We start from the raw sequence: 24,226 nt of genomic DNA, 5'->3' as shown, positions 1-24,226 counted from the left end.
TGGTCTCGACGCCCTATCGCGTCGTGCAGCTAGGCGGAGAAAGGTTAAAAACGCCCTAACCGGCCAGAGGAAGCACCAAATTTCAGACGGATATGCGAGGACTGGTGCGGGTGGTGGGACTCGAACCCACACGATCGAGGATCAGGGGATTTTAAGTCCCCGGCGTCTACCATTCCGCCACACCCGCACTGGCGAAGCGGGTTAGCCAGCCCGAAGCCAGGCGACAAGAGAGAGGAGTAAGGCGATCAGCGCCTCACCACCGCCTCACTCGTCGTTGAGAACCCGCCGCATTTCCTTGCCGGGGCGGAAATAGGGCACGCGCTTGGCCGGAACTTCGACCTGTTCGCCGGTGCGTGGATTGCGGCCCTTGCGGGCTTCACGCTCGCGGGTGGAAAAGGCACCGAAACCGCGAAGCTCGACCCGGCCGCCCTCGGCCAGCCGCTGGCTGATCTCGTCGAAGAAGATATCGACCACCTGTTCGACCTCTTCGGCGCGCAAATCCGGATTGTCCTTCGCCAGCGCCGCCAGCAGTTCGGATCGTATCATGTTGCTCTCCCGACCGCCTGTCCGGCATGTCAGCTGAATTCCAGTGGTGCGACCCAGCGGCTGTCCGGCACACGCCGTCCAGACCCCGCACCGGACCTGCCAGAAAGGGCCTTTCGCGGCAAGTTAACAAAGTAATGTATTTCGCGCGAAAACAGGCGCAGCGCGTGGTCAGGCGGGCGCGAGCAGGTCCTCGACATCGAGCCCGAGCCGGTCGATCCGCTCGCGGATCAGCGGCCATTCTTCCTCGACGAACAACCGCCGCTCGCTGCGACGCAGCCGCTCGGCGGCGCCATCGACCACATACATGCCGACCCCGCGCTGCACCGCAACCAGCCCGTCGGACTGGAACTGCTGATAGGCCTTCGCCACCGTCAGCGGGTTCGCGCCCTGCTCGGCCGCCAGCGCCCGCACCGAGGGGAGCATCTTGCCCTCGGGGTAGCGCCCGTCGATTATCGCCGCAGCGATCAGATCGCGCAGCTTGAGATAGACGGGTTTGGACTGGTTGCTCATTGCTTTTCCTAAGGGAGAATGCTGCTGCAGTGCCATAATACAGCGCGGCGCGCAAGGTGAGGGCCGCACTGGAACTTTTGCAGCGCGAGGTGGTCGCGACTGAAACTAATGCTTCACATGAGTGCTCGACTCGCTAGGTTGCCGCTCCTTCAGGGAGGGTCGCACGACGGCACTCCGGGATCGCGACATATTTGAGGGGTTCGCCGAAATGGCTACGCAACAACCCGCCCATGGTGACTCGATGGGCACAATTCTCGGTCATCCAAAGGGCCTGTTCGTCCTGTTCTTCGCCGAGATGTGGGAGCGCTTTTCCTATTACGGGATGCGCGCGCTGCTCATTTTTTACCTTACGAAGCACTGGCTGTATTCCGATGGCGAGGCGGGCGTCATCTACGGCGCCTACACTGCGCTGGTCTACATCACCCCTGTGGTCGGCGGCTATCTCGCCGACAAGTTCATCGGCCAGCGAAAAGCAGTGCTATTCGGCGCCGTCCTGTTGACCCTCGGCCACTTCTTCATGGCTTTCGAAGGCGACCCGGCCGCCGGCAACGTAGACAATCCAGTCATCTTCATTTTCTGGATGGCGCTGGCGCTCATCATCGTCGGCTCGGGCTTCCTGAAGGCGAATATCTCGGTAATCGTCGGCCAGCTCTACCCGCGCACCGATGTCCGACGCGATGGCGCCTATACGATCTTCTACATGGGCATTAACCTCGGTGCGGCACTGGGTTCGCTGCTGTGCGGTTACATCGGCGAGACCTACGGCTGGGGCTACGGCTTCGGGCTGGCGGGGATCGGCATGTTGCTGGGGCTCGTCGTTTTCGTTTGGGGCAAGCCATTCCTCCTCGGCCGCGGCGAACCGCCCGCTTTCATCAGCAAGGGCAAAGAGTTCGGCATTTACGGGATAGGCATTCTGCTCGTCGCCTTCTGCTGGGTGGCGATCCAGTATCAGGATGCGGTGGGCGTGTTCCTTGGCACCTTTGGCGCCGCGCTCGTGTGTTACGTCCTCAGCATCGCGATATTCCAGATGCCCTATGGCCGCTATTCCGATGCACCGCGGGCGGCGTTCTATTCCTATGCCGGGCTGAGCGCACTACTCGTCGTGTCGATGTTCTTCGTCTCCGCCGGCAATGAAGGCTGGCAACTCCCGGCATTGATCGGAGCCGGCGGTGTGGTCTCGGTGATGCTGCTGCAGATGTTCGCTAAGACAGATCACGATCGCGACCGGATCGTTGCGGCGATGTTCCTCATCATCGTGTCGATCATCTTTTGGGCATTGTTTGAACAGGCCGGCTCATCGCTCAACCTGTTCACCGATCGTCACGTCGATCGTGGCGGAGTCCCCGCCTCGGTCTTCCAGTCGATCAACGCGATCTACATCATCATGCTGGCGCCGCTGTTCGCCACGGCTTGGACCGTTCTCGGACGCAAGGGGATGGAACCCTCGACACCGCTCAAGTTCGGACTGGCCGTGATCCAGGTCGGGCTTGGCTTCCTCGTGCTGGTTTGGGGCTCTCAGTCGGCAGGTCTCGATGTTCCGACGCCGGTCATCTTCATCTTCCTGATCTATCTGCTCCACACCACCGGCGAACTCTGCCTCAGCCCGGTCGGGCTGTCGGCGATGAACCGGCTTGCTCCGGTGCATATCGCCAGCCTCATCATGGGCACCTGGTTCTTCGCCTCGGCGACCGGCAATTTCGCCGCCGGCCTGATCGCTTCGGCGACCGGGGGCGAGGGTGTCGGCGAGGAAGCGGGCAAGCAGGTCGTGCTCGATGTCTACAGCACTGTCGGCTGGTACGCGGTCGGTATCGGTGTCGCGGTCATGGTGGTCAGCCCGCTGATCAAGAAGCTGATGCATCTCGATACTCTAGCCGACGACAATGTCGGCGACGATCTCGAGGGCCGGTCGCAGGCCGGGATCGAGGCGCAGGAAAGCGGGGTCCACCCAGCTACCTCGCCGCAGATCCCGGGCGCGCCCGGTCAGGACCGCTGACAACGCAGCCAAACATGAGGCCGGGGCGCAAATGCTCCGGCCTCTTCAAATACCGCTACGACAGCACTATCACGAAACGAGGGGCAATATGAGACTTCCAGCCAAATTCGCGGCATGCATCCTGGCGAGCAGCGCGCTTGCCGCCTGCGCCACCACCGATGGCACCGACCGCAGCAGGACGTCGTCCAGCGCGGCGGCCGAAACCGGCACGCCCTATGCCTCGACCTACCGCGCCTATCCAGGGCGCCCGACCGCTTTGGTCGGCGCGACCGTGTTCGACGGCACCGGCGGCCGGATCGACAATGGCACGCTGTTGTTCCGCGAGGGCAAGGTGGTCGCGGTGGGCGATTCCTCGCTCTCGACCGAAGGATACGACCGGATGGATGCCGGCGGCAAGTTCGTGACCCCGGGCATCATCGACATCCATTCGCACCTCGGCGATTATCCCACCCCTAGCGTCGAGGCCCATTCCGACGGCAACGAGGCGACCAGCCCGACCACTCCCGAAGTGTGGGCGGAACATTCGGTCTGGCCGCAGGACCCGGGCTTTTCGCGCGCGCTTGCCAATGGCGGGGTGACCAGCCTGCAGATCCTGCCCGGCTCAGCCAATCTGACCGGTGGACGCACGGTAACGCTCAAGAACGTCGCAGCGCGGACGGTGCAGGGTATGAAGTTCCCCGGCGCGCCTTATGGCATGAAGATGGCCTGTGGCGAGAACCCCAAGCGTGTCTACGGCGGCAGGGGGAGGATGCCGTCCACGCGCATGGGCAATTTCTCGGTCAACCGGCAGATGTGGCTCGATGCTCAGGCCTATGACGGCGAAAAGCGCGATTTGGGCATGGAAACGCTCAAGGGCGTGCTCGACGGCGAAATCCTCATTCACAACCATTGCTACCGCGCCGACGAGATGGCGCTGGTGATGGATATGGCCAAGGAGATGGGCTACAAGGTCACGGCCTTCCACCATGCGGTCGAAGCCTACAAGATCGGCGATCTGCTGCGCGAGAACGACGTCTGCAGCGCGATCTGGGCGGATTGGTACGGCTTCAAGATGGAGGCCTATGACGGCATCCTCGAGAATGCCGCGCTGCTCAACCAGGCCGGCGCCTGCGTCGTGATCCATTCCGACGATGCCAACGGCATCCAGCGATTGAACCAGGAGGCCGCCAAGGCTCAGGCCGCCGGACGGCGGATGGGTATGGATATCTCCGATGGCGATGTGATCGGCTGGATAACGCTCAACGCCGCCAAGGCGATGGGCATTGCCGACCAGACCGGCAGCCTGGAAGCGGGCAAGATGGCCGATGTGGTGCTGTGGAACGGCGACCCGCTGTCGGTCTATTCACGGCCCGAGAAGGTCTGGATCGACGGCGCGCTGATGTTCGATGCGCTCGACCGCAAACGCCGCCCGGTGAGCGATTTCGAGCTCGGCCAGCCCGGTGAAGGAGACGTGAAATGATCAAGCGCACCCTCCTCGCCGCGGTAGCCGCCTGCGCCATCGCCGTTCCTGCCGCCGCGCAGGATTTCACCATCACCAACGCCACTGTCGCCACCGGCGACGGCAGCGAGCCGATCGAGAACGGCCATGTCGTGGTGCGCGGCGGCAAGGTCGTTTCGGTCGGTGCCGGAGCACCCCCTTCGGGTGGAACCGCCATCGATGCCGAAGACCGCTGGGTCACTCCGGGCCTTTTCGCCACGGTAACCGCGCTCGGCCTGTGGGACGTGGGCGCGGTCAGCGAATCGAACGATACGCGAGCCGGCGATTCGCCCTTCAGTGCCGCGCTGGATGCCGCCCCCGCGATCAATCCCAATTCGCAGCACATCCTTGTTCATCGCGCCGCCGGCGTCACCCGCGCAACCAGCGTGACCATGCCCTCGAGCTCGATCTTCGGCGGGCAGGGCGCGATCATCGATCTGGGTGCCGATCCGCAGGCGGTGGTGCGTCCGCGCGCCTTCCAGGTCGTTGCGCTCGGCGAAGCCGGGGCCCGGCTCGCAGGCGGCAGCCGCACCGCGACGCATGCGCTGCTGCGCAACGCCCTGCGCGAGGCGAGCCAGTTCGGCGAAGATGCCAGCATCCCAGGACGCGCCTCGCGCCCCGCCGATGTCCGCACCGGCGACGACCTGCCGATCGATCCCCGCATGACCGGCGACGACGCGGCGCGCGGCGACGATGTCCTGCTGACCCGCTTCGACGCGGCGGCGCTGGTCCCCGTCGTGCGCGGCGAACAGCCTCTCTATGTCGCGGTCGAACGAGCCTCGGATATTCGCAGCGTCCTCGCGCTGCGCAATGATTTCCCTGGCCTCGACCTCGTACTGGTCGGCGCGAGCGAAGGTTGGCTGGTCGCGCGCGACATCGCGGCTGCCGGGGTGCCGGTCATCGCCGATGGTCTCGACGATCTGCCGGAGAACTTCGAGGAGCTGGCCAGCACGCAGTCGAATATCGGCCGGATGGTCGCGGCGGGCGTCAAGGTGGCGATCAATGCCTCGTCGATGCAGAACCCGCGCAATCTCAATCAGTATGCCGGTAATCTCGTCGCGCTGGCGCGGCTACCCGGCGCCTCCGGACTGAGCTGGGGCCAGGCCTTCGCCGCCATCACTTCGATCCCCGCCGAGATCAGCGGCATGGGCGGGCGCGCCGGGGTGCTCGCACCCAATGCCGCAGGCGATGTGGTGATCTGGGACGGCGATCCTCTCGAACTCGGTGCCATGCCGGTGCGGGTGTTCATCGACGGGGTCGAACAACCGCTCGACAACCACCAGAGCCGTCTCAAGGAACGCTATCGCGATCTCGACGAGAGCGGCCTGCCCAAGGCCTACGACTGGTAAGGATGTGAAAGAGATGCGGGCCACATTCATCGCACTGGGCGCGGCCTTTGCGGCTGTCGGCCTCCATGCCGCAACCGCACAGGACGAAGCGCCCGATCGCTCCAACGACCTGGTCTGGCACAGCGCCCAGCAGGCCTATCTCGGCAGCCTGGAGGCTGCAGACGGTTGGCACTGGATGGAAGGCGGACTGCGCTGGCGGCTGCTCGAAGGCGACCGCAGCGGCGCGCGCCCGACCATCGCCGATGAGGTCACCGTCCACTACGAAGGCCGCTTCATCGATGGCGCGGTGTTCGACAGCTCCTACGACCGCGGCGAGCCGGCCGCCTTCCCCCTCGGGCGGCTGATCCCCGGCTGGCAGGTTGCAATCCCGCAGATGGGCGTGGGCGATACGATCGAGATCGCGGTTCCCGCCGATCTGGGCTATGGTCCCGTCGGCAAGGGGCCGATTCCGGGCGGCGCAACGCTGCTCTTCAAGGTCGAACTGATCGGAATCGAGGGGCAATAGACAGGGGGTAAGGCGATGGGCAGCGAGCTTGGTTTGTCGGGAACAAGCGGCGGGGCTCTCGATCCCGCGCTGATCCAGCTGATCGCCGCCAGTCTCGCTTTCGTCGGCACGCATTTTGCGATGTCGCACCCGCTCCGACCCTGGCTGATGAAACTGGGGCAGAACGGTTTCATGGCGGCCTACACGCTGGTCAGCCTCGCCACCTTCGTCTGGATGGTCATGGCCTTCAAGGCTGCCCCTCCCGGCGACCTTGGCGGCAGTGGCGAGATCGGTTGGCTGCTCTCGACTCTCATCACCCTGCCCGCGCTGGTCTTGTTCGTAGGCTCGCTCACTCCCGGCAATCCGGCGATGCCGACCCCGGGTGCCGCCGCAGCGGCCCGCGCCGCGCCGACCGGCGTCTTCCTCGTCACCCGGCATCCAATGATGTGGAGCTTCGCGCTGTGGGCGGTGTCGCACATCGTGCTGTGGTGGAGCTGGCGTACCAATGTCATTGGGCTGGCGATCCTCACCCTCGCGCTGCTCGGTTCGCATCTGCAGGACCGCAAGAAGCGCGCGCTGATGGGCGAAGACTGGATCGCCTGGGAAGCGCACACCAGCTATTGGCCGCGCTGGAGCAGGCTGGGCGCGGCGGGCGCGAAGATTTGGATCGCGGCGCTCGTGCTGTGGGCGTTGCTGACCTGGATTCACCTGCCGCTGGCAGGGATTCCCGCCGGATTGTGGCGCTGGGTCGGCTAGCTCGGCGGCCCCCGAATCAACGACCCTTGAACTGCGGCGCGCGCTTTTCGATCAGCGCGTCGACGCCTTCCATGTGATCCTCGGTCAGATGCATCAGCGCCTGCGTGTTCGCGGCCATCTCCAGCGCGGTGTCGTAGCTGGTCCCGCGCCCCTGCCGCATCAGATTCTTCGCGTGACGCAAGGCATGCGGCGGCATGGCAGCGATCTTCTCGGCCAGCGCGTTCGCTTCGTCCATCAGCGCTTCGGCCTCGACTACGCGGCTGACCAGCCCCCAGGCGCAGGCGGTCCCGGCGTCGATCACTTCGCCGGTGTAGAACAGCTCCGAAGCGCGCGCCTCGCCGATGATGCGAGGCAACAGCCAGGTCCCGCCATCGCCGGGGATGATACCCAGCTTGAGAAAGGTCACCCCGAATTTCGCCTTGCTGGAAGCGATCCGGATATCGCCGAGGCAGGCGAGATCGCAACCCAGCCCGATCGCCGGACCGTTGACCGCCGCGATCAGCGGCACGCGCAAGCCATAGAGCGCACGCAGGATGCGGTGGATATTGTTGCGGTAATTGTCCGACAGGCCCGGCGCCGTCCCACCGAAGGAGCCGCTGCGTTCCTTCATCGCCTTGATGTCGCCCCCCGCCGAGAAGGCCCGTCCGGCGCCGGTCAGGATGACGCAGCGCACATCGAGATCGCGATCGATCGCATCGCAGGCGGCAACGAAGGCATCGCCATCGCCCGCAGCGCCGAGCGGATTCATCGTGTCGGGGCGGTCGATCGTCAGGGTCACGACATGGCCCGCGCGTTCGACCTTCAGCAGATCCATGGCGTCAGGCCCGCGCTTCTTCCACGCCGGTGCTGTTGTGCTGCAGCGCGCTCAGGACCTTCTCGACGATATGCGGCGCATTGAGCCCCGCCTCGTCATACTGCTTGGTCGGGTCGTTCTGGTCCTGGAAGATATCGGGCAGCCGCATGGTGCGGATTCGCAGGCCGTTGTCGGTCAGCCCGGTGTCGCTGGCATGGGTGAGCACATGCGCGCCGAGACCGCCGACGGCGCCCTCCTCGACCGTGACGACGACATCGTGGCTGCGCATCAGCCGGTCGATCAGATCGGTGTCGAGCGGCTTGGCAAAGCGCATGTCGGCGACCGTGGTGGACAGGCCACGGGCATCGAGCTGGTCGGCCGCCTTCATCGCTTCCGCAAGCCGTGCGCCGAGCGAGAGGATCGCCACCTTGGTGCCCTCGCGCACGATCCGACCCTTGCCGATCTCGAGCTTCTCCGGCGTTTCGGGTATTTCGACGCCCACGCCATTGCCGCGCGGATAGCGGAAGGCGATCGGGCCATCGTCATATTCGGCGGCGGTGTAGGTCATGTGGACCAGCTCGGCCTCGTCGGCCGCGGCCATCACCACGAAATTGGGGAGGGTAGCCAGATAGGTGACGTCGAAACTGCCGGCATGGGTCGCCCCGTCGGCGCCGACCAGCCCGGCGCGATCGATAGCGAAGCGCACCGGCAGGTTCTGGATCGCGACATCGTGGACCACCTGATCGTAGGCGCGCTGGAGGAAGGTCGAATAGATTGCGGCGAAGGGACGCATCCCCTGCGCGGCGAGACCGGCGGCGAAGGTGACGCCGTGCTGTTCGGCGATACCGACATCGAAGGTGCGGTCGGGATGGGCGGTGGCGAAGCGGTCGATTCCGGTGCCGCTCGGCATGGCGGCGGTGATCGCGCAGATTCGCGGATCGCTCTCAGCTAGCTTGGACAGCGTGTCGCCGAAGACGTTCTGATAGGCGGGCGGCCCCTTGGCGGATTTCGCCTTCTCGCCGGTGACGACGTCGAATTTGGGCACGCCGTGGTATTTGTCGGCGCTGTTTTCGGCCGGGGCATAGCCCTTGCCCTTTTGCGTCACGACATGGACGAGCACCGGACCCTGATCGCTATCGCGCACATTCTCGAGGATGGGGATCAGATGGTCGAGATTGTGCCCGTCGATAGGGCCGACGTAATAGAAGCCCAATTCCTCGAACAGCGTCCCGCCGGTGACCATGCCACGGGTGTATTCCTCCGCCTTCTCGAGGCTGGAATGGACGCGGCGGCTCATCTTGCGCGCGACCTTCGAGGCGAGGCTGCGCAGGCCGAGATATTCGCTGCTCGAAACCATTCGAGCCAGATAGGCCGACAGCCCACCGACCGGCGGTGCGATCGACATGTCGTTGTCGTTGAGGATCACCACCAGGCGATTGCCCGCCTGTTCGGCGTTGTTCATCGCCTCATAGGCCATACCGGCGCTCATCGCGCCATCGCCGATCACCGCGATGCCGCGGCCCTTCTGGCCCTGCATCTTGTTGGCCATGGCGAAGCCCAGCGCGGCGCTGATCGAGGTCGAGCTGTGCGCCGCGCCGAAGGGGTCGTATTCGCTTTCCGACCGCTTGGTGAAACCCGACAGACCGCCACCCTGCCGCAGCGTGCGGATCCGGTCGCGCCGACCGGTCAGGATCTTGTGCGGGTAGCATTGGTGGCCGACATCCCAGACCAGCCGGTCGGTGGGCGTGTCGAAGACGTAATGAATCGCCACGGTGAGCTCGACCACGCCGAGCCCGGAGCCCAGATGCCCGCCCGTCGAGCCGACCGCGTCGATCACCTCGTCGCGCAATTCGTCGGACAGCTGGCGCAATTGTTCTTTGCCGAGTTTGCGAAGGTCGACAGGCAAATCGACCGTATCGAGCAGCGGCGTCTGGGGTTTCTGACTCATAGGCTTACCGTCCTACACGCGGTTTTTGAGCCTGTCGATGAACGCTTGTTCGCGGCTCAGGCTGCGCAGCTTTCGCACAGTCCGCGCAGCTCGACCACCGGGCGGACTGCGGCAAAGCCGGCATCCTGTCCCGCTGCGCGCAAGGCATCGGTCACGCGGCGGTCGTCGAGATGGCTGGCCTTGCCGCAATCGTCGCAGATCAGGAAAATGCAATCGTGGCGGCAACCGGGGTGGGTGTTGACCAGATAGGCGTTGGCGCTCTCGATCCGGTTGGCGAGGTTGTTGCGCACGAACAGGTCGAGGATACGATAGACGCTGTTGGGCGCGACCCGCTTGCCGCGCGAGGCCGAGAGATTGTCGGCGATGTCGTAGGCCGATGCGGGGCGATCGTGGCGCGCGAGCTCCTCGAACACCGAGGCGCGCATTCCGGTCCATTGCTCGCCGGCGTCGGTCAAGGTGCGCTGCGCGGCAGCGATCAGATCCTCGCCCGAGTGTTCGGCGTGCTTATGTATCTGTGTAGCCATGCCTTGGAGGTAAGCCGGGTGGTGCCGGCTTGCAAGCTGGTCGGAATTCAGCCCGGTTTGAACTCGGCGCGATAGACGCCCGGATAGATCCGCTTGAGCGCCGCCAGCTTGGGCACATCCCAGCGCACCACATAGGGGTGGCGCGGGTTCCTGAGCGCGAAGTCCTGATGCGTCGCTTCGGCGGGGTAGAAAGTCCGGGCCGTGGCGATCGGGGTCACGATCGGACCGTCCCATTTCCCGCTCCGCTTCATCTGCGCAAGGTAGGCGGTGGCGACCCGGCGCTGTTCGGCAGTCAGCGGCACCAGCTCGGCGTTGTAATGCGGGCCGCGATCGGGGCCCTGGCGATCCTTGAGCGTGGGATCGGCGATGACCGAGAAGAAAATCCGCAGCAGCTGGTCGTAGCGGATCACCTTGGGGTCGTAGACCACTCGCACCGCCTCGACATGATCGGTAATGCCGCTCGAAACGAGATTGTACGATGCCTGACGCTTGGTCCCGCCATGATAGCCGGAGACCGCGCTCTGGACGCCCTCGACATGGCTGAAGACCGCCTCGACCGTCCAGAAGCATCCGCCGGCGAAGATTGCGGTCCGCAGACCGGTGCCTTCCTCCGCCACACGCGATGCCATCGGCGCGGCAACCACGCTCTCGGCCGCAATCGCAGGTTGCTGGCACGCCGATGTGGCGAGAACGAACGCGGCGAGCGGGAGGAGTTTATGCGAACGCATTTTTTGCAAAGTTACGCGAGTAGGCTTGTGAGAGTCGCGTTGAGCTCGGGATTGCTGAGCGCGACGGCGAGGCCGCCGATCAGGAAGCCGAGCGCGAAATTCACGTAGAGATTGCTGGAGGAGAGGGTCATGGCGGGTCTTTCTGCTGTTTGTTCCACGACGGACTACACCAGCCGAGTTTGCCCGGTGGTTAATGGCAGTGTTGCCCGTGGTTCAGCCGCGCAGCTCAGTGGCGGAAGTGGCGCATCCCGGTGAAGACCATCGCGAGGCCCGCTTCGTCTGCCGCCGCAATCACCTCGTCGTCGCGGATCGAGCCGCCCGGCTGGATGACCGCGCTGGCGCCGGCCTCGACCGCGGCGAGCAGCCCGTCGGCGAAGGGGAAGAAGGCATCCGAGGCCACCGCCGAACCCTGCGTGCGCGCCTCCGCCCAGCCATAGGTCTCGGCTGCTTCGCGCGCCTTGAGCGCGGCGATGCGCGCCGAATCGCGGCGGTTCATCTGGCCCGCGCCGATCCCCGCGGTCGCGCCGTCCTTGGCATAGACGATCGCGTTGGACTTGACGTGCTTGGCCACGGTCCAGGCGAAGAGGCAGTCGGCGAGCTCCCGCTCGGTCGGCGCGCGCCTGGTCACGGTCTTGAGCTGCGCCGCGGTGATCAGCCCGTCGTCGCGCGACTGCAGCAGCGCGCCCCCGGCGATGGTACGCAAGCTCATCCCGCCGCGCGCCGGATCGGGCAGATCACCGGTGAGGATCAGCCGCAGGTTCTTCTTTTTCGCGAACACCGCCTTGGCCGCATCGTCGGCGTCGGGCGCGCAGACCACCTCGGTGAAGATTTCGCCGATCGCCTCGGCGGTCGGCCCGTCGAGCGCGCGGTTGACCGCGATGATCCCGCCGAAGGCCGAGACGCTGTCGCATTGCAGCGCCGCCTCATAGGCCTCGATCAAGGTTTCGCCGCTCGCCACGCCGCAGGGGTTGGCATGCTTGACGATCACCACCGTCGGCGGGCCATCGCGAAATTCGGCGACCAGCTCGAGCGCGGCATCGGCATCGTTGAGATTGTTGAACGAGAGCTCCTTGCCCTGCACCTGCCGGTGATCGGCGAGCGAGCCGTTGGGGGCGAAAGCGGGCAGATACAGCGCCGCTTTCTGGTGCGGGTTTTCGCCATAACGCAGCGCCTGGCCCTTGCGGAACGGCACGGTGATCCGCTCGGGAAACATCTCGCCCTGATCGGCGAGCGCAAACCAGCTGGCGATCATCGAATCATATTCGGCGGTGGCGGCATAGGCCCTGGCGGCCATGCGGCGGCGAAACTCGAACCCGGTGGTGCCATCGCGCGCCTCGAGTTCGGCGGTCAGCGCGTCGTAATCGGCAGGATCGGTAACGATGGTGACGAAAGCGTGGTTCTTCGCCGCCGAACGGATCATGCTCGGGCCGCCGATATCGATGTTCTCGATGATCTCGTCGCGGCCCGCGCCCTTGGCGACGGTGGCGGCGAAGGGGTAGAGATTGACCACCACCAGATCGATCGCGCCGATGCCGTGGGCCTCCATCGCGGCGGCATGCTCGGCATTGTCGCGCACCGCGAGCAGCCCGCCATGGACCTTGGGATGCAACGTCTTGACCCGGCCGTCCATCATCTCGGGAAATTCGGTCAGATCGGATATGTCGCGCACGGTGAGGCCCGCCTCGCGCAGCGCCTTGGCGGTGCCGCCGGTCGAGACCAGCTCGACTCCGCGCTGCGCCAGCGCACTGCCCAGCTCGACCAATCCGCTCTTGTCGGAGACCGACAGCAGCGCCCGTTCGATTTTCACTTCGCTCAACGCAATTATCCCATTTGTTTGAGCAGCCAGGGGAAATGTCCCCCGCTGCGCGATGCCAGGCCTTCGACGACCAATTGCTGGATCGGTTGCGGGCGACCCTGCCCGTCGACCCAGAGGCTTTCCTCGATCGCGAGTTCGCCCTCTTCGCCGCCCAGCCGCAGCTGCCAATAGCTGCCGTCGGGAAGCGCGAGACCGGCGCCGCGGCGGTCCTCGGACAGGCCGAGCTCGATCCCGGGACCGATGTGGAAGCGGATCGCAAACCCGATCTTGCCGCGCTGGCCGCGCTTGCCTGCGGGGTCGAGCACGTCCTCGCCGCGCAGTTCGCGGCCGTCGTCGGACAGCACCAGGATGCGGCGGTGGATCAGCGCGAAGCGCGAGGCGTAGCCATCGTGGCAGGCTTCGATCCGCGTGCCCTTGCGGGTGCCCTGGCCGTTGCGGCGCGCGGGCCGTTCGATCGCCGCGCGGGTGATGTCGACTTCCTCGACCCCCTTGCCAATCTCGCCCTTGATCAGGACGGCGGTGGAATTGGCATCGTCGAGCACCAGCGTCGAATGCGCCGCAGTGGCGCGCAGCCCCTGTTCGATCCGCGCGGGCACCTGCCCGCCGGCGAGCGCGGCGCCGCCGCAATTGACGATGATCCTATGCGGCCCCTGCGAGAATTCGAATGCCAGCGTCGAGGCGCAGCCGAAGCGCGAATGGCGGCGGCGCGGCGGCGGCGCGGCATCGAACTGGAGCACCGACTTGCCGTGCGCGACATGCTGATAGCCCCACTGGCGCATGTCCTTTCCCGGACGCGCCCGGACCCCGCTGGCGGTGACCAGCGCGGCGAGCGTCGCGGCCGAGGTGGCGCCCGCGCCCTGCCACGAACCCAGCCCGCCATCGCCATGGCGCAGCGCCAGCAGCGGCGGCATCAGCATCGCCAGCATGGTGTCGAGCGCACGCGGCGGGGTGCGATCGACCGCTTCGTAGCAGGCGCGCAGATCGATCAGCAGCGCGATCGCATCCATCTGCGCCAAGGGGCTGCGCGACAGCATTCCGCCATCGTCGCTGACCGCTTCGCCGAGCGCGCGCAGCAGCCCGGCCTCACCGAACAGGCGGCGCGGGCGACCATCGGGGAGCAGCAGTCCCGCGGCGACGATCGCGCACCAGCCGGTGAGCGCGCCAAGCCCATCTTCGGCACCCTCGACATGGCGGTCGAGCCAGCGCGCGGTGGCGGCGATCGCTTCGAACACGCGCGGACGCAGGCGCTCGTTCTCGCCCGACAGCACCAGCGGAGCATGGACCAGCCAGGCCAACAGCCGCTGACCCGCATTTTCCACCGTCCAGGCAGGACCGCGGCCGATATGGGCGAAGGGCACCCTGAAATCCGCCACCGCTCCGGCGCTCTTGGGGGCGGCATTGGCATCGAGCCAGGCAAGGATGACGCGTTCCGCCGCGGGGACGCCCTGTTCGCGCGATGCCGCGCTCGAGAGGTCGCGCAGCCAGGAGAAGCCATGGACGACGCGCGCGAAGGGCGGGGTCAGCCGCGCAGAAGAACTGAATTCCATCTGCGCGATCGGCGCGCGCACGCCGTGAACGAGAAAATGCCCGGAGCGCAGCGCCATGCCCGCAGCGCGGTCGCCCTCGAGCGGCGATTCGACCGTCGCGAGCAGCCGCAGCTTGGCTGGCTTGCGGAACGGCGCGGCAAGCAACGAGCCCGGCACGCCGATGCGATAGGCCCAACGCAATGCGGCATCGACCGGGCCCGAAGCGACCGGGGCGAAATCGGCCAGCGCCAGCGCGCGCGAATTGTCGAGCGGTGCGGTTTCGGTGAGCGTCGCGTCATCCGCCGGGAGCGCGGTGGGTTCCTCGTCGGTGCCGAGCGGGAAGATACTGCCCGCGCTCGGCCCCGCGCTCGGCCCCGCGATTTGCTCGCGCTCTCGGGAGCGCTTGAGCGTGCGCAGGCCGCCCGCCATCAGGCGCCCTTCAGCGCGGCGATGTTCGCCGCGTAGCGATCCGGCCCGCCGGTGAAGGTAGCCGATCCGGCCACCAGCACATCGGCCCCGGCATCGACGCATTGGCGCGCGGTCTCGGGGTTGACGCCGCCGTCGACCTCGAGATGGATCGCGCGCCCGGTGGCGTCGATACGCTTGCGGATCGCCTCGACCTTGGTGAGCTGCGAAGCGATGAAGCTCTGCCCGCCGAAGCCGGGGTTGACGCTCATCACCAGAACCAGGTCGACCAGGTCCATCAGATTGTCGAGCACCTCGACCGGGGTGCCCGGGTTGAGCACCACGCCCGCCTTCTTGCCCAGCCCGCGGATCGCCTGCAGCGTGCGGTGGATATGCGGCCCCGCCTCGGGGTGGACGGTGATGTGATCCGCACCGGCTTCCGCGAAGGCTTCGAGATAGGAATCGATCGGCGCGATCATCAGATGGACGTCGAAGGGCTTGTCGCTGTGCGGGCGCAGGGCCTTGATCACCTGCGGGCCGATGGTGATATTGGGGACGAAATGGCCGTCCATCACATCGACATGGATCCAGTCCGCACCCGCCGCATCGATTGCGCGCACCTCTTCGCCCAGCCGGGCGAAATCGGCGGAAAGAATGGAGGGGGCAATCAGCGGTGTGGTCATGGGCAAGGTGGGGCCGTGGCGTGAGACCGTGGCATTTGGGCCGTGGCAGGGGTCGACCTCGCCGCGTTACCGGTGGGAGAGCGCGGTTAACAAGGCGCTGCCCATGTGTTTTCCCCGGTTCGCGGGCACGATGTGCCACTGCGGGACATCCCGACTCCGGGGCCGGCACCCATAAGGGTGCCAATTCAGCCGCAATTCAGGGCCAAGCGTCCAGAAGATGTGCAAATCGGGAGGCTTCGCCTCCGGCAGAAATCGGACAATCGACATGAACAGGACTTTCATCGCCCTTGGCGGCACGCTTGCCCTCGCGCTTGGCGCGACCGCGGGTACGGCGCAGGCGCAATACCGCCAGACGATCCCGAACAACCCGGCGCAATGCGCTTCGGGCGCGGGCCCCTCGGTGATGGTGACGATCAACGGCGTCTCGCAGAGCCGCGGCACCATGCGGATCCAGAGCTATCGCGCGACCGACCGCGACTGGCTGAACAAGGGCCGCTGGATCAACCGCATCGAGATGCCGGCGCGCGCCGGCACGATGAGCGTCTGCGTCCCGCTGCCCGCATCCGGCCATTACGGAATCGCGGTGCGCCACGACGTCAACAGCAACGGCAAGACCGATCTGTCGACCGATGGCGGCGCGATGTCGAACAACCCCAGCATCAACATCTTCAATCTGGGCAAGCCGAGCTACAAGAAGGTCGGCTTCGATGTCGGTAATGGCGTCGAGCGGATCACGATCAACATGCGCTATATGTGATCGGTCTGGGTAACCGGGGAATGGCGCGGCGGGTCTAGCTGCGCCGCTGCCGGCGCCGCGCGCGCCACAGCTCCCACGCTGCGCCGGGCATCGCGAGCAGCGGGTGCTTCTCACGAAACGGCGTGACTTCGAGCTTCAGCCCGGTGTGGCGTTCGAGCTTCCACGCGCCATAGGCCGCCGCGCCCTCGAACGTGGTGGTCGCCTTGGCGAGGCGGAGGATGTTGAGCGGCTTGCCCGCGCGGCGGCGCAAGCGCCACCAGCGTAGCAGGCCGCGGCGCTCCGATTCGGGGAGCCGGGGGCACAGCAATTCGCGTTCGCGCTCGTACCCAAGTCCCTGCGCTTCCCATGCCAGCGGCAGCAGCCCCTCGAAATGCGCCGGATTGGCGGTGAGGATCGAATCCTCGCGCCCCGGCTGCTCGATCCGGAATTCGGCCCGGTAGGTGGCGCGAAACAGCCCGCGCCAGAAATCCTGCGCGCGGCCCTGCGCCGGGCCGAGCGCCGCCGCCAGCCGGGCGGCCGTTTTTGCGGCCTCGGCGAGCGCGGTGAGTGCTTGTGCGCGCGCAGGCTCGTCGACGGACCAGACCAGCGCGCTCGGCTGGACGAAACGCGCCCAGATGGTGGTGTCGCGCGAGCGCCCCGCCGCGGCGCGGGCGAATTGCTCCAGCGACAGCGTGGCGATCTTTGCGCGCAGCGTCGTGCCGCCGTGCGCCCATTCGCGATAGCTCACCCGCGGCCAGATCCGCTCGCGCTGGGGCCCCGGCAGCAGCAGGTAGAAATCGAGCACCCCCTCGATCGACCCGGTGCGCAGGTTCGAACCGTAGAACAGCGCCGCGCTGGCCCCGGCCTCGTCTGCCAGCATTTGCGCGAACGCCACCACCTCGGCGCGCGGCGGCGCCTCTGCCATGGCGGCGATGCGGGCGGCGAGCGTCGCGCTCACGCGGTGACGAAGGTGAGTTCCGGCCCCTGCGAGACGAGGTAGCTGCCCGCAGGGAACGCCTCGCCATCGAGGATGAACTGGTCGTCGATTATGAACTCGAAGGCCTCGGTCTCGCCCTGGTGAAGGCCCGCGCGCGCCAGCCAGCGCGGCTGCCAGCCGGCGAGAATCGCAGGCAGGCACAGCAGCAGGCGGCGGGCCGGGTGGTCCATGACAGCGAATTTGAGCCCGTCGCGAGGCTCCCCGAACAGCTTGATCCCCAGCGGCATGCGCCGCAGCGTCGAGGCGAGCAGGACTTCGCGGCGCGCCGGGTCGCCATGGCCCGAATGCGGCAGCCGCTCACCCTCGGGCAGCAGCCGCAGGTCCATGCCGACGCCGCGCCGCCAGGGGTTGCGGTCGCTGCCGAACATCGCCTGGAGCACGCCCCAGGCGGAGGTCATGCCCACCGCGAGACTGTCGAAGAAGCCGTATCTGTGCGCGTCCTGTCCGGCGCGGATCCCCAACGTGAAGGCGCCCGCGCCGAGGATGAAGCCGCGCAGCGGCGCGCTGCGGCCGTCGAGCGCGGCGATCTCGAGCGGTCGCCGCGTCACGGTGGTGCCGCTGGTGAAGGCGTCGATCGCATCGCGCAGCGACCAGTCCGCAGGCGCGCCGAGATCGACGTTGAGCGCGTTGGTCTTGCCCTTGGGCAGCACCGCCAGTAGCGGCCAGTCGTCGCCGAACACCGCGTGGCCGCAGGTCAGCACGTCGCGCACAGTCCCGTCGCCGCCGTTGATAATCAGATAGTCGATCCCGCCCGAGGCGAAATCGGCCAGCGCGGCGGCGATCTGGCTGCGCTTCTCGGGCGTCGCCACCATCACGTGATGGCGTTCGCCCAGCGCCAGGTCCTGGCCCTTGTTGCGATGGCTGCGCGGGTTGTAGATCACCCCGATCCGCGCCCGGCGCGAAGTCAGTCGCCGCGAATCCGACCGCCGCGGACGCCCCGTCCCTGCCACCGCACCCGGCCGCGCGCCCGGCTTGGGCGCAGGCAGATCGGCGAATTCGTAAATCGAACTGTTCATACGCGCCTCGACGCTTGACCCTTATCGCTGGCTTGTGGCCGCGGAATATAGGCGCTGCATAAGCCATTGCGAGGCAGTTTGTAACCAATTCGTCACGAGCGACGCCGCTGCGCCACACGATGCGGCGCGGAAGCGGCAGCGCGACAGCGGTGCGAAGGGCGACACTCGGGACGAAATCCGGCTGGTGCACCCGACAGGATTCGAACCTGTGACCTCTGCCTTCGGAGCCGGTACAAATCGGGTACGCCAGACTACGAAATTCTGCGCTAAAATACTGTTTCTAGATGTTTTAGTGTGAACTGAGTTTGCGCTGGCCTAACCGACGCTACGCCCCGACTTTCCTCCGCGTGATGACCTCTCGCTTACTCGAAATCGGGCGTTCCGAGAGGGAGAACGTCATGGTCAAATTGACCAAACGCGCTGTCGAAGCAGCAGCACCGCGCACCAAGAACTACATTCTCTGGGACGAAGATTTACCCGGTTTCGGATTGCGTGTCTTCCCCTCAGGTAAACGAAGCTATGTGGTGCAGTATCGCCAGTGCGGCAGATCGCGACGGTTGACCATCGGTCGCCACGGCGTCTGGACAGCGGAGAATGCCCGTCGGGACGCGAAGGCTCAGCTCGGTCGCGTGGCAGCGGGCAGCGATCCCGCCGAGGATCGCCTTGAAGATCACCGGGCAATGACGGTGAAGCAACTCTGCGAGCGCTACATACAAGATCTCGAGGAAGGCTTGATCCTGGGCAAGGGCGGTCGGCCCAAGAAGCAGTCCACGATCGACACCGACATCGGACGGATAAGACGACACGTCATTCCCCTGATCGGAACGCGGCGGGTCAAGGACCTCATCCGGGCCGACATGGTCAAGATCATGCGGGATATCATGGCTGGCCGGTCGCGGATCATCGTCAAAACAGAGAAGCTGCGCGGCAAATCGATCGTCAAGGGCGGACCCGGTACAGCCACCCGGACGCTGGGCCTCATCGGCGGAATCCTGACTTACGCAATCGACCTTGGAGTGATCGATCACAATCCGGCGCACGGTATCAAGAAGCCGAAGTACAAGGTTCGAGAACGGAGGTTGACCGAGGCGGAGTATGGAATTCTTGGGGAGATGCTTCGGGAGGCCGAGGCTAATGGTCGCTTCTGGCCGACAACGGACATTATCCGCCAGATCGCACTGACGGGGTGCAGACGCGGCGAAATCATCAGTCTCAAGTGGTGTGATGTTGATCTCGATGGCAGTTGCCTGCGCCTTTCTGAGAGTAAGGAGGGAAGGTCGATCCGACCGATCGGGCTGCCCGTAATCGAGTTTCTGGAAGCGCAGCGTGACATTGCGATGGGCAGCTATGTTTTCCCGGGCTTCGGAAGCGACAATGCCTTCGGGGGCTTCCCCAACCACTGGAACGCCTTGTTCAAAGGCTCGCCAATGGAAGGTGTGACGGCGCACGTCTTACGGCACAGCTTTGCCAGCATCGGCAACGACCTCGGCCTCACCGAAGTCACCATCGCGGCGCTGTTGGGGCACGCGAAGGGATCGATAACGAGCAGGTACATTCACGTTCTCGACGCTACCCTGGTCACAGCCGCCGACATGGTCGCAGGCTACATAAGCGCCCTGCTCGAAGGGACGAATTTCCAACGGCGCGGCTATGCGCTGGACCGCGAAGCCAGGAAGAGCGCCATGAGCGAATTCCTCGTCGGGCAGGCAGCAAGATGACGGGTGTAGTGCCGGACCGAATCCGCCATCCCACGATGAGTAGTTCGGACATTCAAGCCCCCTCCCCAGAAATGGGGATGGCCAGCCTTGTGGACAAAGCTGTGACCTCTTCGGACTATCGGGAACCGGAAGGTTCGGACGATCAGGAACCAAAAGTTCGGACTATCAGGAACGCAAATGCCCCTTATCGCCATAAAAACACACGGCAATTCCCGCCCTTAACTATCCTAACAGACAATCCTTCCGGATTGTTACTAACGGCGAACGCCGGCGCGCGGGTCCTCAGCGCTATGGATGGCCCCGGCCCCGCGCGCCTCGCCATCTGGCAGGTGCAACTATTCAAACCGCTTGCTAAGAGTTAGCTGATGCGTACCAATCTCGACCATCTGCCGCCCCAGAAGCAGCGCGAACTTGAGCGCGTGGTTCAGCTGATCTTCGAGGAGTTCGAAGACGCCTTCGCGCTTGCCAAGCACGAGTGGAAGAAGGCCGGGCGTATCCTCAAGGTCATCCTCTACGGGAGCTACGCGCGCGGCACATGGGTCGATGAGCCGCACACCGCCAAGGGTTACCGTTCCGACTTCGATCTGCTGATCATAGTCAGCGACAAGCGCCTGACCGACCGGGTGAAGTACTGGGCCAAGCTCGATGAGCGGCTGATGCGCGAGTATGGCGTGACCGGCACACTCCTGACCCCGGTCAACTTTATCGTTCACACCCTACAGGAGGTGAACGACGGGCTCGCCCACGGGCGCTATTTCTTCATGGACGTGAAGCAGGAAGGGATCGCGGTCTATCAGTCCGACGACACCGAGCTTCACACGCCAAAGCCGAAGACGCCGACGCAGGCACTGGCCATGGCGACAGAGTATTTTGAAGATTGGTATCCAAGCGCTGGTGAGTTCTTCGACGATTTTCGATCAAACGTTGACCGGTCTCGCTTCAAGAAAGCAGCATTCGAACTACATCAGGCGACAGAGCGGCTCTACCACGGCGTCCTTCTAGTCTGCACCTTCTATACCCCCCATAATCACAACCTTGCCTTCCTGCGCACCCAGGCGGAGCGGATCGACTCACGACTGACCTATGTTTGGCCCCGCGAGACCAAGCGCGACCGAACCCGTTTCGAGAAGCTGAAGGACGCTTACGTTAAGGCGCGCTACTCGAAGCACTACCGCGTCACCAAAGAAGAGCTCGAATGGCTTGGCGCGCAGGTCGACGAGCTCGGCCGTGTGGTGCACGCGGTATGCTCCGAACGTATCGACAAACTCAAGGCCGATGCGAAAGTTAGGCCTGACAAGGTTCGGTGACTGTACCAAAACCGAGCTTCCGCTTTTCTAAATTCGGAGCTGAAAGTGGACATTCAGCTAGCGACCCAACCTGCGACGTTCGTTGCGAAGGGTGAGCCGAACGCTAGAGAGCGCTGATGGAACTTGGATTGGAGATTATCGCGCTCCTGATGGGGGTGGCCTTCTTGGCGGGCATGATCGACGCCATAGCGGGCGGTGGAGGTCTGATAACCATACCGGCGCTCTTGGCGGCGGGCATTCCGCCGGTTCAGGCGCTGGCCACCAACAAGCTGCAGTCGAGCTTCGGCACAGGTGGTGCACTCTTTGCGTTCGCGCGAAAGGGTCACATCGACTTTAAGAAGTTCGCCCTGCCTACGGTAGCGGCCTTTGTCGGCTCTGGAGTGGGGGCTTTCATCCTCACGCGTATTGACCCGAGCTTCCTGTCAGCGTTTCTTCCAGTCCTGTTGATCGCTATAGTGGTCTACTTCCTTTTCGCCCCTCGCATGGGTGAGGTGGACCGGCATAGCCGCGCCGGCGCACCGGTACTGATCGCGGTCGCATTCATCCTCGGAAGTTATGATGGCTTCTTCGGACCGGGTTTGGGTTCCTTCCTCATAACCGCCCTGGTCGCGATTTTCGGCTTCGGCCTCTTGCGGGCCGTGGCCCACACGAAGCTGCTCAACTTCGCGAGCAACGTAGGGGGAACTATCGTCCTGATTCTCGGAGGGCATGTTATTTGGGTGCTTGGCTGCGCCATGGCGTTAGCGAGCGTGGCTGGAGGACAGGCAGGCGCTTACGTGGCAATGCGTTTTGGGGCCGGAGCGGCCAGACCGCTGCTCATCATCATGTCCCTCGCGCTCACCGCGAAGCTGCTGGCGGACCCCACAAACCCACTTACGGCTACCGTGCTTTCTTGGATCCAATGAGAAAGCACAAATGTCCTCTTTCCACGACGTTCGAGCCATTCCGAGCTACCAGACGTGACCCCGAAACCTACCTGGCAGCTTGAGCGGGTCAGGCGCCGAAAACCGAATTTCTGCGCCCGACGCATTCTAGGACGCGCCCTTGACGTGTCGCTAGCCGATTTCCTAGCTCCGCTCTATGAACCAAATCTCGATAGAGCCGGTCCAAGCCGTAGAGGTTGCTGAACTCGCACGCATTGGCCGCCAGACCTTCATCGACACTTTTGCCAGCGGGAATAGCCCCGACGATATGGCAGACTACCTGGACAGCGCATTCTCAACAGACCAGCTTTTGCGGGAGATTGGACGCCCCGACACCAGCTTCTATTTCGCGAAGCTCGACACCGAAGTCATCGGATACCTGAAGCTGAACGTAGGTGACGCACAGACGGAAAAGGTAGAAGGTCGGACGCTCGAAATCGAGCGGATATACGTTGATGCTCGAACGCAAGGGGCGGGTATAGGTAGGTCTCTGTTTGCGTTTGCGCTCGAACAGGCGAGACAAAATGGAGCAAGCGCGGTTTGGCTCGGCGTGTGGGAAGATAACGCTAAGGCTATCGAGTTCTACACCAGACAAGGCTTCGTGGCATTCGGCGAACACGAGTTTACGGTCGGCGACGATGTTCAGCGAGACATTTTGATGCGGCTCGATTTGCAGCGACCTGTCTTGTAGAAAACGGGACGTCAGCTTCCACCCCCGCTTGTGACATCAGAGTGTCAAAATCTAGGACCCGAAAGCGGTCAAAGAGACCAACTGGGTACATCACTTTCGGCATCGCCCATGAACTAAACTTGTATTCTCAAACCGCTTGGCCCCCGCGCCATTTACGCTGCCAACGAGTTGCCGTTGCCGAAGCGGTGCATCGATCAACGAAGGTTGTAAGCTTCGCCGTTGCAGGAGTTCTGCTTCCGGTCTGCACCACGCGAACATTCCTGAATGCCAACCGATAGCACGCGGGCTGCAACCTGAGTGTCGCGCCATCTCCAATGAGTTAGGTGTCCACAAGCATCCGACTTGGAGCGAGAATAAGATTGCGAGATAAAAGGGCCGCCGTCGGTCGTGCTGCATGTGGCTGGTTTCGTTGAGCAATATGCGACGGCACCCATATCAACCCGGCGGCGACTTCCTGAAAATACCGTTTCTTTTCAGAATGCTTGGCGACGGCGTTCGGTCGAACTGCGCGCATATCCGTTCCCAGATTCCACAAATGGCATGGCCGTTATCGTCCCTACGGATGCTTGCGGATGCGTTTTGTCCAAGTCCTACGACGGATCAGCGCAACGGCGTGAAAACGGCAACTCCAGCGTAGAAACGTCAGGTGGCGCAATCGGCTCCTCTCGACCGATAGTCGGTGTCGATGGCGGGCTTGGCCTGCTCCCATGTCCCCCAGGTCGGCCCGTCATCACCCGAAAGATGGAAGGACCGACCGGCATGGCGAACGCAGAGACAACAGATCAGCGGACCGAGCGGAATCACCAGTCCACGATCGAGCCGATCGCCATGCGCGTTCCTGAAGCCTGTCGGTATCTCGGGATCGGCCGCAGCACGCTCTATGTGCTGATTAACGAAGGCGAGGTTGAGTTCATCAAGCTGGGCAATTCGACGCTTGTTCTGACCGAGAGCCTGAGATCGCTTGTCGAACGCAGGCGCCTGCCAGCCGAAGCCGGCACAGCAGTTGGTAGTAAATAGCCATGCATCCCGACCTCACGAAAGCCATCGTGCTCGCAGCAATTGGTCTCAACGGTTCGAGCGCTGCGCGAACGGGCCGAAGAGCCGCTTGCGTCGAGCATTACCCTCGAGCTTTCGCGACGGTCTTAGTGGATTAAGTTGGCGGCGGCTTTGCGCCCTCATTTCGATCCTTCCGGCCATCCTAGCAGATTCCCTAAAACTGCTGTTTTCTCAGGGACAGCCTTAAAGCGAATTGCGCCCTGATTTCGGTCATCCCGAACCCTCCCTATACTGCAGCTGCGTT

General features: G+C 64.5%; 22 protein-coding genes and 1 tRNA gene. 11 read left to right on the top strand and 12 right to left on the bottom strand.

Annotated elements, in window-relative coordinates:
* Window positions 1–102: 102 nt before the first annotated feature.
* From ACWIKC_RS00405 to ACWIKC_RS00395, 3 genes are all read right to left on the bottom strand, one after another.
* Window positions 103–187 (bottom strand) — tRNA-Leu (locus ACWIKC_RS00405).
* 77 nt (window positions 188–264) lie between these two features.
* Window positions 265–546: an integration host factor subunit beta gene (locus ACWIKC_RS00400; RefSeq protein ID WP_454598172.1), complete on the bottom strand. Its 282-nt coding sequence runs from the start codon at window positions 544–546 to the stop codon at window positions 265–267.
* Window positions 547–714: 168 nt separating this feature from the next.
* Window positions 715–1,056 (bottom strand): GntR family transcriptional regulator, encoded by a 342-nt coding sequence (locus ACWIKC_RS00395; RefSeq protein ID WP_454598171.1) that lies wholly within the window; start codon window positions 1,054–1,056, stop codon window positions 715–717.
* 208 nt (window positions 1,057–1,264) lie between these two features.
* Between ACWIKC_RS00395 and ACWIKC_RS00390 the strand changes: the two genes are divergently transcribed.
* The 5 genes from ACWIKC_RS00390 (at window position 1,265) to ACWIKC_RS00370 (ending at window position 7,115) form a co-directional block, all read left to right on the top strand.
* Window positions 1,265–3,049 carry a peptide MFS transporter gene (locus tag ACWIKC_RS00390; protein WP_454598170.1) on the top strand — a complete coding sequence of 595 codons (1,785 nt, stop codon included), beginning with the start codon at window positions 1,265–1,267 and terminating at the stop codon, window positions 3,047–3,049.
* Window positions 3,050–3,137: 88 nt separating this feature from the next.
* Window positions 3,138–4,508, top strand: a complete 1,371-nt coding sequence (locus tag ACWIKC_RS00385) for an amidohydrolase (RefSeq protein WP_454598169.1) — start codon at window positions 3,138–3,140, stop codon at window positions 4,506–4,508.
* Window positions 4,505–5,875 carry an amidohydrolase family protein gene (locus ACWIKC_RS00380; RefSeq protein ID WP_454598168.1) on the top strand — a complete coding sequence of 457 codons (1,371 nt, stop codon included), beginning with the start codon at window positions 4,505–4,507 and terminating at the stop codon, window positions 5,873–5,875. Before ACWIKC_RS00385 ends, ACWIKC_RS00380 begins: the two co-directional genes overlap by 4 nt.
* Window positions 5,876–5,888: 13 nt before the next feature.
* Window positions 5,889–6,380, top strand: a complete 492-nt coding sequence (locus ACWIKC_RS00375; RefSeq protein ID WP_454598167.1) for an FKBP-type peptidyl-prolyl cis-trans isomerase — start codon at window positions 5,889–5,891, stop codon at window positions 6,378–6,380.
* 15 nt (window positions 6,381–6,395) lie between these two features.
* On the top strand, window positions 6,396–7,115 hold the full coding sequence (locus ACWIKC_RS00370) for an NnrU family protein (RefSeq protein WP_454598166.1): 720 nt from the start codon (window positions 6,396–6,398) through the stop codon (window positions 7,113–7,115).
* 16 nt (window positions 7,116–7,131) lie between these two features.
* On the opposite strand, the gene ACWIKC_RS00365 is transcribed toward ACWIKC_RS00370, so the two are convergent.
* From ACWIKC_RS00365 to rpe, 7 genes are all read right to left on the bottom strand, one after another.
* Window positions 7,132–7,929 (bottom strand): crotonase/enoyl-CoA hydratase family protein, encoded by a 798-nt coding sequence (locus ACWIKC_RS00365; RefSeq protein ID WP_454598165.1) that lies wholly within the window; start codon window positions 7,927–7,929, stop codon window positions 7,132–7,134.
* Window positions 7,930–7,933: 4 nt separating this feature from the next.
* Window positions 7,934–9,856: a 1-deoxy-D-xylulose-5-phosphate synthase gene (gene dxs, locus ACWIKC_RS00360; RefSeq protein ID WP_454598164.1), complete on the bottom strand. Its 1,923-nt coding sequence runs from the start codon at window positions 9,854–9,856 to the stop codon at window positions 7,934–7,936.
* A 56-nt stretch (window positions 9,857–9,912) separates the two neighbouring features.
* Window positions 9,913–10,380, bottom strand: a complete 468-nt coding sequence (locus ACWIKC_RS00355) for a Fur family transcriptional regulator (RefSeq protein WP_454598163.1) — start codon at window positions 10,378–10,380, stop codon at window positions 9,913–9,915.
* Window positions 10,381–10,427: 47 nt separating this feature from the next.
* Window positions 10,428–11,108, bottom strand: coding sequence for a peptide-methionine (S)-S-oxide reductase MsrA (msrA, locus tag ACWIKC_RS00350; RefSeq protein WP_454598162.1), 681 nt, complete (start codon window positions 11,106–11,108; stop codon window positions 10,428–10,430).
* Window positions 11,109–11,334: 226 nt separating this feature from the next.
* Window positions 11,335–12,924: a bifunctional phosphoribosylaminoimidazolecarboxamide formyltransferase/IMP cyclohydrolase gene (gene purH / locus ACWIKC_RS00345; protein WP_454598161.1), complete on the bottom strand. Its 1,590-nt coding sequence runs from the start codon at window positions 12,922–12,924 to the stop codon at window positions 11,335–11,337.
* A 5-nt stretch (window positions 12,925–12,929) separates the two neighbouring features.
* On the bottom strand, window positions 12,930–14,879 hold the full coding sequence (locus tag ACWIKC_RS00340; RefSeq protein WP_454598160.1) for a heparinase II/III family protein: 1,950 nt from the start codon (window positions 14,877–14,879) through the stop codon (window positions 12,930–12,932).
* Window positions 14,879–15,538 carry a ribulose-phosphate 3-epimerase gene (rpe, locus tag ACWIKC_RS00335; protein WP_454598159.1) on the bottom strand — a complete coding sequence of 220 codons (660 nt, stop codon included), beginning with the start codon at window positions 15,536–15,538 and terminating at the stop codon, window positions 14,879–14,881. Before rpe ends, ACWIKC_RS00340 begins: the two co-directional genes overlap by 1 nt.
* Before the next feature lie 265 nt (window positions 15,539–15,803).
* On the opposite strand from rpe, the gene ACWIKC_RS00330 reads away from it, so the two are divergent.
* On the top strand, window positions 15,804–16,295 hold the full coding sequence (locus tag ACWIKC_RS00330; RefSeq protein ID WP_454598158.1) for a DUF2141 domain-containing protein: 492 nt from the start codon (window positions 15,804–15,806) through the stop codon (window positions 16,293–16,295).
* Window positions 16,296–16,329: 34 nt separating this feature from the next.
* Here the strand turns inward: ACWIKC_RS00330 and ACWIKC_RS00325 are convergent, their stop codons facing one another.
* Together ACWIKC_RS00325 and ACWIKC_RS00320 are read right to left on the bottom strand one after the other, a co-directional pair.
* A complete protein-coding gene (locus tag ACWIKC_RS00325; protein WP_454598157.1) occupies window positions 16,330–17,232 on the bottom strand; it encodes a hypothetical protein in 903 nt (300 codons plus the stop codon).
* Window positions 17,229–18,287: a diacylglycerol/lipid kinase family protein gene (locus tag ACWIKC_RS00320; protein ID WP_454598156.1), complete on the bottom strand. Its 1,059-nt coding sequence runs from the start codon at window positions 18,285–18,287 to the stop codon at window positions 17,229–17,231. The genes ACWIKC_RS00325 and ACWIKC_RS00320 overlap by 4 nt, the downstream gene beginning before the upstream one ends.
* A 398-nt stretch (window positions 18,288–18,685) precedes the next feature.
* Between ACWIKC_RS00320 and ACWIKC_RS00315 the strand changes: the two genes are divergently transcribed.
* The 5 genes from ACWIKC_RS00315 to ACWIKC_RS00295 all read left to right on the top strand — a co-directional run bounded on the left by ACWIKC_RS00315 (window position 18,686) and on the right by ACWIKC_RS00295 (window position 23,943).
* Window positions 18,686–20,005: a tyrosine-type recombinase/integrase gene (locus ACWIKC_RS00315; RefSeq protein WP_454598155.1), complete on the top strand. Its 1,320-nt coding sequence runs from the start codon at window positions 18,686–18,688 to the stop codon at window positions 20,003–20,005.
* A 365-nt stretch (window positions 20,006–20,370) separates the two neighbouring features.
* Window positions 20,371–21,312 (top strand): HEPN domain-containing protein, encoded by a 942-nt coding sequence (locus ACWIKC_RS00310; RefSeq protein WP_454598154.1) that lies wholly within the window; start codon window positions 20,371–20,373, stop codon window positions 21,310–21,312.
* Window positions 21,313–21,440: 128 nt separating this feature from the next.
* Window positions 21,441–22,217 carry a TSUP family transporter gene (locus tag ACWIKC_RS00305; RefSeq protein ID WP_454598153.1) on the top strand — a complete coding sequence of 259 codons (777 nt, stop codon included), beginning with the start codon at window positions 21,441–21,443 and terminating at the stop codon, window positions 22,215–22,217.
* 175 nt (window positions 22,218–22,392) lie between these two features.
* Window positions 22,393–22,926, top strand: coding sequence for a GNAT family N-acetyltransferase (locus ACWIKC_RS00300; protein ID WP_454598152.1), 534 nt, complete (start codon window positions 22,393–22,395; stop codon window positions 22,924–22,926).
* Between the two features lie 396 nt (window positions 22,927–23,322).
* Window positions 23,323–23,943 (top strand): helix-turn-helix domain-containing protein, encoded by a 621-nt coding sequence (locus ACWIKC_RS00295; RefSeq protein ID WP_454598151.1) that lies wholly within the window; start codon window positions 23,323–23,325, stop codon window positions 23,941–23,943.
* The last annotated feature ends 283 nt before the right edge of the window (window positions 23,944–24,226 follow it).

It is taken from the genome of Qipengyuania sp. SM2507 (genome assembly GCF_053714505.1).
This window is presented reverse-complemented; position numbering and strand designations above follow the sequence as displayed.

Coding starts and splice junctions, on each gene's coding strand:
- ACWIKC_RS00400 (WP_454598172.1), bottom strand. CDS start 546: ATGATACGATCCGAACTGCTGGCGGCGCTGGCGAAGGACAATCCGGAT.
- ACWIKC_RS00395 (WP_454598171.1), bottom strand. CDS start 1,056: ATGAGCAACCAGTCCAAACCCGTCTATCTCAAGCTGCGCGATCTGATC.
- ACWIKC_RS00390 (WP_454598170.1), top strand. CDS start 1,265: ATGGCTACGCAACAACCCGCCCATGGTGACTCGATGGGCACAATTCTC.
- ACWIKC_RS00385 (WP_454598169.1), top strand. CDS start 3,138: ATGAGACTTCCAGCCAAATTCGCGGCATGCATCCTGGCGAGCAGCGCG.
- ACWIKC_RS00380 (WP_454598168.1), top strand. CDS start 4,505: ATGATCAAGCGCACCCTCCTCGCCGCGGTAGCCGCCTGCGCCATCGCC.
- ACWIKC_RS00375 (WP_454598167.1), top strand. CDS start 5,889: ATGCGGGCCACATTCATCGCACTGGGCGCGGCCTTTGCGGCTGTCGGC.
- ACWIKC_RS00370 (WP_454598166.1), top strand. CDS start 6,396: ATGGGCAGCGAGCTTGGTTTGTCGGGAACAAGCGGCGGGGCTCTCGAT.
- ACWIKC_RS00365 (WP_454598165.1), bottom strand. CDS start 7,929: ATGGATCTGCTGAAGGTCGAACGCGCGGGCCATGTCGTGACCCTGACG.
- dxs (WP_454598164.1), bottom strand. CDS start 9,856: ATGAGTCAGAAACCCCAGACGCCGCTGCTCGATACGGTCGATTTGCCT.
- ACWIKC_RS00355 (WP_454598163.1), bottom strand. CDS start 10,380: ATGGCTACACAGATACATAAGCACGCCGAACACTCGGGCGAGGATCTG.
- msrA (WP_454598162.1), bottom strand. CDS start 11,108: ATGCGTTCGCATAAACTCCTCCCGCTCGCCGCGTTCGTTCTCGCCACA.
- ACWIKC_RS00340 (WP_454598160.1), bottom strand. CDS start 14,879: ATGGCGGGCGGCCTGCGCACGCTCAAGCGCTCCCGAGAGCGCGAGCAA.
- rpe (WP_454598159.1), bottom strand. CDS start 15,538: ATGACCACACCGCTGATTGCCCCCTCCATTCTTTCCGCCGATTTCGCC.
- ACWIKC_RS00330 (WP_454598158.1), top strand. CDS start 15,804: ATGAACAGGACTTTCATCGCCCTTGGCGGCACGCTTGCCCTCGCGCTT.
- ACWIKC_RS00320 (WP_454598156.1), bottom strand. CDS start 18,287: ATGAACAGTTCGATTTACGAATTCGCCGATCTGCCTGCGCCCAAGCCG.
- ACWIKC_RS00315 (WP_454598155.1), top strand. CDS start 18,686: ATGGTCAAATTGACCAAACGCGCTGTCGAAGCAGCAGCACCGCGCACC.
- ACWIKC_RS00310 (WP_454598154.1), top strand. CDS start 20,371: ATGCGTACCAATCTCGACCATCTGCCGCCCCAGAAGCAGCGCGAACTT.
- ACWIKC_RS00300 (WP_454598152.1), top strand. CDS start 22,393: ATGAACCAAATCTCGATAGAGCCGGTCCAAGCCGTAGAGGTTGCTGAA.